Raw genomic sequence first — 6,000 nt, 5'->3', positions numbered from 1 at the left:
CGTGAAAGAACCATCACCATTGGCCACCCACCCCTCAGGCAGATTCCCACCATCGATGGTTCTCCCCGCAGCCGGGGTGGCGGTGACCTTCACCGTCACCTGTTTCCCGTCCTTGGTGATCTCCGGCTGGGAGTAGGTGACGTCCTCACTCTCACCGATCGTCACCGTGGGCTCCGACGGTTCCGTCGCACCCGGCGCACACACCCCCGGCGTCACCTCGACGGTAGCGAGTTTCGTGGCGATCGGGTTCTTCAGGCGGACGAAGGTGCCGAAGAAGCCGTTGACCGTGACCTGGGCGCTCCGGGCGTCCGGAACACCGTCGGTGACATCGCGTCCGCTGAACACCGGGTCTCCGAAGCTGACCCCGGGCACTTCGGGTTGGTCCTCGGTGAGTGTGACGACGGACCCGACGGGAACGTTGTTCAGAGTCGCCGTCCGTCCCGGCCCCGTGATCCTGAGGGTTCCACTGCGTTCCTCACCCTCGTAGGTGTAGCTGTAGCGAACGGTGAACACCGCATCCGGCGGGACCGGTTTCGCGTTCGGGACCTGGTTGCGGACAGTCTGCGGCACAGGCAGGAACTGCGGACCGACACCCGGCGGGGGTACCTGATCATTGAACACCTTGCTGACGGTGACGCTTCCCACGGCCGGTTTCTCGCCTCCGGCCGGAATCTTGGCAACGGATGCACGCACACGGTTGTCGTTGACCTGGGCCTCGTTGTTGAACCTTGCTCCCGCCAGGATCTTTTCCTTGACCTTGAGGCCGATCTCGAGGACGTAGATGTACTCATCGGTGAACTTGGCACCATTGGCATAGATCACGTCGATGCTGTCCGCGTCATCGTCGATGTTCACGGTGGTCTTGCCGGTCGCTTCGCCTGCCTCGGGGTAGAGGGCCTGGCTGCAGCCAGCGGAGCTTCTGTTCTGCCGGCACTGATCGGTGTTGCGGACCCGGTAAAGGGCGACCCCGTTCTCCTTCACGTCGAGGGTGGAACCGGTCGTGCCGTACTGGTCCTTGATCGTGAGCGTGTCCTTGTCCGTCATGCGACCACCCGGAGTGGTGATGGTCCACTTGACCCCGTCGGCCGGATCTCCGGTCAGGACACCTTCATTGGCGATGTCGCCGTTCGCGATCGGCGTGATTTTGGCGTCATCCTGCCTCACGAGGCTGGGTGCATTCACCCCGCCGGAATCCGCAATCAGGCCATGAGCGGATGACGGGCCGAACAACGCCCCCGTCAAACCCGTCAATGCCGACACGAGCAGAGCAGCTGATCGCCGCCCCGCTCGCGATGTCGTTCTTCTCCTCACGGAATCCCCCTTCACTTCTCGACGAACGGCTCCGGACAACGAGAAAAAAAGTTTCAGCGCCGGAGCGATGGTCATGCTAGCCCTTCGCGCGTTTCACTTCATCTCTACTTCCAGGTATTAACGATCGATGTTGTCGAGGATGAGGATTAATTCACGACCTCTCCGAAGCTGGTTGACCCGGACCGCGACGAGGATCGAGACGCGACCACCCCGTGGGTGTCTGAGGAATCCGGGGTCCGAGTGTGCTTCTCGGCCGCCGGGTGGTTTCGACACAGCCGTTCGCTGGCGCTCACGAGCTGGCTCAACCAGCATCCTGTGAACAAACCTCGATGTATCAAACCCATTCCTGAACCTCGAAACGTAGGCTTATTCATAGCTTCCCTGAAGCCGGCCCAACCAGCTTTGGAGAGCCTGTGAATAAGCCTCACAGGCCTCGGGACCCGTTTTCCGGTTTCATCCGGCGACGAATTGGGCCGATTCCTCGATTCGTACCCGACCCGCGCCGCCGTCGACCGTGACGGTCCTGCCGTCGTGGAGGCGGGTGGTGGCCTCAAGGACCCCCAGCACCGCGGGGATGCCGTATTCGCGGGCGACGATGGCGGCGTGCGACAGCAGTCCCCCGGTTTCCGCGACCACCGCGGAGGCGGAGGCGAACAGCGGGGTCCAGGCGGGGTCCGTGGCCCGGCAGACCAGGACGTCGCCGGGCCGCAGGCGCGCGAACTCGGCCGGGCCAGTGATGATCCGCACCGGCCCCGACGCGACCCCGGGGCTGGCCGCCACCCCGGTCATGCCGCTCCCCGGTTTCACGGGATCGTGTTCCGGCTGCCACGCCGCCAGGGCGCGGGGCCGTGCGCGGCGGCGTCGCCCGACGATCCCCGCGACATCCATCGGTTCGCCGCGCAGCCAGCCCAGCAGCTCGTCAAAGCCGAGGAACACGACCTCCCCCGGCTCGGCCAGCAGCCCCTCCTCCACCATCCGGCGGCCCGCTTCGAGGGCCAGGCGGCGCATCTGTTCCCCCAACTCCTCGAAGTCCACGACCCCGGCCTCCCGCGTGACGTGCCCGGCGCGGTAGTCGTCGACGAGACGCCGGAGACGGCGGCGCAGGAACCGGGGCAGCCGGCCGACGGCCTCGGCCAGCAGGTCGGCGTGGGGGCGCGCGGCGACCGGTTCGCGCCGCTCGGCGTGCGCCATCATCGCGACCGTCCCGAGGAAAGCGGGGACGTCGTCGCGCCACGAGCGACTGGAGAACGGCTGGTACATGCGGGTGGTGCGGGCCCCGTGCTCCGCCAGGAAGTCCTCGGCCCTCCCCCACCACTCGGGATCCCGGCGCGCGACGGCATCGACGTCGACGGGGTCCTGCGCCAGCAGCCGCCGCACCGGCTCCGGGGTGTCTGCGACGAGCCGGCCGAGTTCCCGGTCGACGACGACGGTGGCGTAGTCGAGGTCGCCGAGGAGGTCCTCCGGCCGGGTTTTCACCCTGGCCAGGCGCAGCAGGGCGCGGAGCCGGACCCCACGCAGGACGTGGAAGCCGAGGTAGTCGATGAAACGGGAGGTCACCATGGCCTCGGCCTGGACGAACGCCTCCGCCAGGACGTCGGCGATGTCCGTTCCGGGCAGCGTCGCGACGGGCAGGTCGCGCAGCCGGGCGGTGAACCGCCGTATCTTGGCCCCGGTGTCGGCGTCCCAGCCGCGCGGGTCGCGCCACGGGGTCCGGGCTATCCGCACGATCCCGGCGGGCAGCCGCCACCACGAGAGCCGGGGATGGCCGATGGTGACGGCGCCGTCGGCGTCCATCCCGACGAGCCCCGCGATGGGCCGCATCCGGAGCCCGGCGAACCCGGTGGCGGCGTCGAGGCACCGCACCAGGCAATCGATCATCACCATGTCGAGGGGGCACGGGGAGGGGAAGTGTTCGATGATGTCGTTGCGGATGAAGCGGCTCACCCGCCCGGTGCGCCGTCGTGGCCGCGTCGGGGCGGCGGTGGTGATGGGCCGGGCCTGGAGCAGCCACGTTTTCCCGCCGGCCAGGGCCCATTCGACGTCCATCGGCCGGCCGTAATGGTGCTCGACCCGTTCGGCGAGCCGCGCCACCGCGAGCGCGTCGTGGTCGGTGAGGGAGGCCCGGCCGCGTTGCTCGTCGGAGAGGTCGGTGGTGGTGGTCGCGCCGGTGGTGGTCATGTCGATGCGGATGCGTTTGTCGCCGGTGTTTCGTTCGGCGATGCGGCCGCGTTCGACGGCGAAGGAGTCGGGGATCACGGCACCCGAGACCACGATCTCGCCGAGTCCCCAGGCGGATTCGATCACCACCCGCCTGCGCCCGGTGACCGGGTCGACGGTGAAGGCAACACCTGCGGCGTCGGCCGGGATCATGCGCTGCACCACGACCGCCAGGGCGACGTCGTCGTGGGCGAATCCCTGCTCGTCGCGGTAGGCGATGGCCCTCTCGCCCCACAGCGACGCCCAGCAGCGGCGCACCGCCTCGACGACGGCGTCCCCGCCGACCACCCCGAGGTAGGTTTCCTGCTGACCCGCGAAGGACGCGTCCGGGAGGTCCTCGGCGGTGGCCGAGGAACGCACCGCGACCGGCCCGTCGAGGTCCCCCACGGCGTCGCGGATCCGCTCGGCCAGCCCGTCGGGCAGCGGGGCGGCGGCGACGAGCTCCCGCAGCCGGTCGTGATGCCCGGAGCGCAGCAGTCCGGCGATCTCCTCCCGCAGCGGCGCCATCGCGGTCCGGTAGGCCTCGGCGGTGACGCAGAACCCGCCGGGGACGGGGAGGCCCGCCGCGATCAGTTCCCCGAGGTTGGCTCCCTTGCCGCCCACCAGGGGGATGTCGGTGGCGCGCACCCGGTCCAGTCCGATGATCATGGTTTCCTCTCCTTCGTGCCGCCACGGGTGAGCCACACCACCAGCCCGAGGGCGGCGAGGACGGCCAGGGTGGCGAACAGACCGGTCAGGGCGGGGCCCGCCGCGAGTCCGGAGACGATCCACAGGCTCAGGGCGGGGATCCCGGCGGCCGCACCGGCGTTGCGGCCGAACTGCAGCATTCCGCTGGCCCGCGCCATGTGGTCCCTGGGTGCGGACGCCTGTGCGTCGAGGAGCAGCAGCGGCAGGATCAGGCCGGCACCCGCACCCGTCAGGGTGATGCCGGCCAGGAAGACGACGAGCTGCGGGAGGGCCGCCAGCACCAGGCCTGCGAGGCTCAGGGCCCAGCCGAGGGGACGCGCCCAGGAGCTCCGGGCGAGCCGCCCGGAGGCGAGGGTTCCCGTCCCGATCCCGAGGAGCATGGGGATGAGGAACCAGCCGGTGGTGGTGGCGTCGACGCCGTGGAGCGCCTGCAGGGCCAGCGGCGCGTAGGTGATCGCGCCGATGGAGATCACCCCGGACAGGGCAGCGAGCACCACCAGGACGCCGAGGCCACCGCCACGCGACGACGAATCGCGCGGCGACGACCTGCGCGCCGTGATGCGCCACCAGCCCTCGGGCGGGGCGGCGGTGGGGAAGCTCCGGGCCGCGAGCAGCGCGACCAGCGAGAACGGCGCTCCGGTCAGCACCCCGAGCCGCCACCCGGGTCCGTCGGTGAACCAGCCGCCGAGCGGCGGGCCGATCAGGTTCGCTACCAGCTGGACGATCGCCAGCCGGGAGAGCGCGCGGGCGCGGGAGGTTTCGTCGAGGCTCAGCCCCAGCGCGGCGAGCACGGCGGGCATGATGGCGGCCGCGCCGATTCCCTGGACGGCCCGGGCGGCCAGCAGCGCCGGCATGGTGGGCGCCCAGGACATCAGCAGCGTGCCGGTCAGGAAACAGGCGTGCCCCGCCACCAGGACGCGGCGGGCCCCGATGCGGTCGGTGTACTGGGAGAACAACGGCAGCAGGAGGGTGGAGCAGACGAGGTAGCTGCCGGCGACCCAGCCGTACAGTTCCGGGGCGGCCAGTTCGTCGACGATGCGGGGGGTGGCGTTGCCCAGGAGGGTCTGCATCATGGCGGAGGCCGCCATGCCCGCGCCCGCCGCGGTCAGCAGGGCGCGGCGGTTCTGGGTGGGGTGGTTCACTTCAGCCCGTTCAGGAGGATGTCGAGGGAGGTGGCGAACCGGTCACGCAGGGACTCCCCGCCGGGGTGCGTGGCCCACATCAGCACGCACATGTAGTAGTTGCACTGCAACGCCAGGACGGCATCGGTGAGGGGCACGTCGTCGCGCAGCTCGCCGCTGTCGCGGCCCGCGGTGAGGATGTCCGCGACGACCCCGTGGAAGCGTTTCTGGTTCTCCGAGCCGAGGTCGAGGGAGAGGTTGAAGGAACGCGCCCTGACCATCTGCCGAGCCGGTTCGGGGTGGGCCTCCAGCCAGTCGGCGGCGGCGTCGAGCATCCGCCGGAGGCGTTCCTCGGCGGTGCCGTCGCCCACGTCCGCGTCGAGGACGACCCGGACGACCTGCTCCCCCAGGTACCGGAAGACGTCGCGTTTGCTGGGGAAGTGCGTGAAGAAGGTGCCCTTGCCGATGTCGGCGGCCTCGGTGATGTCGGCGACGGTGACGGCGTCGAATCCCCGTTCGGCGAACAGGCGCATGGCCTCGGTGAAGATCCGCTCCCGGGTCCTGGCGCGCCTGCGGCTCACTCGATCGCTCATGGGTCCACGCTAGACCAGAACCTGACCTTGGTCAATATCTGACCAAGGTCAGAAACTGGGATGGGCAGCGC

4 protein-coding genes are annotated in these 6,000 nt (G+C 69.7%); all 4 read right to left on the bottom strand.

The features are described 5' to 3' along the window. Positions 1–1,311: DUF5979 domain-containing protein (locus E0E39_RS00405; RefSeq protein WP_165444574.1), on the bottom strand; the 1,311-nt coding region annotated here is incomplete at its 3' end. Positions 1,312–1,764: 453 nt separating this feature from the next. Then, a complete protein-coding gene (locus E0E39_RS00400; protein WP_130872981.1) occupies positions 1,765–4,176 on the bottom strand; it encodes a PEP/pyruvate-binding domain-containing protein in 2,412 nt (803 codons plus the stop codon). Next, positions 4,173–5,357 (bottom strand): MFS transporter, encoded by a 1,185-nt coding sequence (locus E0E39_RS00395; protein ID WP_130872980.1) that lies wholly within the window; start codon positions 5,355–5,357, stop codon positions 4,173–4,175. Before E0E39_RS00395 ends, E0E39_RS00400 begins: the two co-directional genes overlap by 4 nt. After that, positions 5,354–5,929 carry a TetR/AcrR family transcriptional regulator gene (locus E0E39_RS00390; protein WP_130872979.1) on the bottom strand — a complete coding sequence of 192 codons (576 nt, stop codon included), beginning with the start codon at positions 5,927–5,929 and terminating at the stop codon, positions 5,354–5,356. The genes E0E39_RS00395 and E0E39_RS00390 overlap by 4 nt, the downstream gene beginning before the upstream one ends. Positions 5,930–6,000: the final 71 nt, after the last annotated feature.

The organism is [Pseudopropionibacterium] massiliense, assembly GCF_900607225.1.
GTDB lineage: Bacteria > Actinomycetota > Actinomycetes > Propionibacteriales > Propionibacteriaceae > Arachnia > Arachnia massiliensis.
The sequence above is the reverse complement of the archived record's forward strand: the minus strand, read 5'-3'. Positions and strand labels throughout refer to the sequence as shown.